This is a genomic window from Kitasatospora sp. NPDC057512 (assembly GCF_042802135.1).
Taxonomy (GTDB): Bacteria; Actinomycetota; Actinomycetes; order Streptomycetales; family Streptomycetaceae; genus Kitasatospora.
In genome coordinates, this window is record NZ_JBHVET010001190.1 from 1 (window position 1) to 1495 (window position 1495).

At 71.4% G+C, this 1495-nt stretch carries 1 protein-coding gene; it reads right to left on the reverse strand.

The features are described from left to right. Window positions 1–40: 40 nt before the first annotated feature. The gene (locus tag ACFU6K_RS38810) at window positions 41–1408 is read right to left on the reverse strand and encodes an L-serine ammonia-lyase (protein WP_380671347.1); all 1368 of its coding nucleotides are present in this window, start codon (window positions 1406–1408) and stop codon (window positions 41–43) included. Window positions 1409–1495: the final 87 nt, after the last annotated feature.

Here is a 1495-nt window from a genome sequence, read left to right on the forward strand (position 1 = left end):
ACGGGGGACCGCCCGGGGGCCTGCCGGAACGCCGGTCAGGTCAGCACTCGATGACGTTCACGGCGAGGCCGCCGCGCGAGGTCTCCTTGTACTTGATCTTCATGTCGGCGCCGGTCTCCTTCATCGTCTTGATCGCCTTGTCCAGCGAGACGTGGTGCCGGCCGTCGCCGCGCAGCGCCATCCGGGCCGCGGTGACGGCCTTGACGGAGGCCATGCCGTTGCGCTCGATGCAGGGGATCTGGACCAGACCGCCGACCGGGTCGCAGGTGAGGCCGAGGTTGTGCTCGATGCCGATCTCGGCGGCGTTCTCGACCTGCTCGGGGGTGCCGCCGAGGACCTCGGCGAGGCCGCCCGCGGCCATCGAGCAGGCGGAGCCGACCTCGCCCTGGCAGCCGACCTCGGCGCCGGAGATGGAGGCGTTCTCCTTGAAGAGCATGCCGATGGCGCCGGCCGCGAGCAGGAAGCGGACGATGCCGTCGTCGTCGGCGCCCGGGATGAAGTTCAGGTAGTAGTGCAGGACGGCCGGGATGATCCCGGCGGCGCCGTTGGTCGGCGCGGTGACCACCCGGCGGCCGGAGGCGTTCTCCTCGTTCACGGCCATCGCGTAGAGGGTCACCCACTCCATCGCGTTGGCCGGCCCGATGCCCTCGGCGCGCAGCGCACGGGCACCGGCGGCGGCCCGGCGGCGGACCTTCAGCCCGCCCGGCAGGATGCCCTCGCGGGACATGCCGGCCCGCACGCACTCCTGCATCACGGACCAGATCTCCAGCAGACCGGTCCGGATCTCCTCCTCGCTGCGCCAGGCCTTCTCGTTCTCCAGCATCAGGCCGGAGATCGACAGCCCGGTCTCCCGGCTGAGCCGCAGCAGCTCGTCACCGGTGCGGAACGGGTACTTCAGCACGGTGTCGTCGGGCTTGACCCGGTCCGCGCCGATCGCGTCCTCGTCCACCACGAAGCCGCCGCCGACCGAGTAGTAGGTCTTCTCCAGCAGGGTCGAGCCGTCCGCCGCGTACGCCCACAGGGTCATCCCGTTGGCGTGGTACGGCAGCGAGCGGCGGCGGTGCAGGACCAGCTGGGTGTCCGGGTCGAAGTCGATCGGGTGCTCGCCGAGCAGGTTGATCCGCTTCTCGGCGAGGATCCGCTCGACGTCCTTGTCGGCCTGGTCGACGTCGACGGTGCGGGGCGAGGCGTTCTCCAGGCCCAGCAGGACGGCCTTCGGGGTGCCGTGCCCGTGGCCGGTGGCGCCGAGCGAGCCGTACAGCTCGGCCCGTACGCCCGTCACCCGGTCCAGCAGGTCCTCGGAGCGCAGTCGGCGGGCGAACATCCGGGCGGCGCGCATCGGGCCCACGGTGTGGGAGCTCGACGGGCCGATGCCGATGGAGAAGAGGTCGAAGACGCTGATGGCCACGGGGGACGTCCTTGTCTGGTCTCGTGGAAGGACTTGCGGGCAGGGAGGGGCCGACACGGGACGGGGCACCGCGCGCACTTCCAGTGC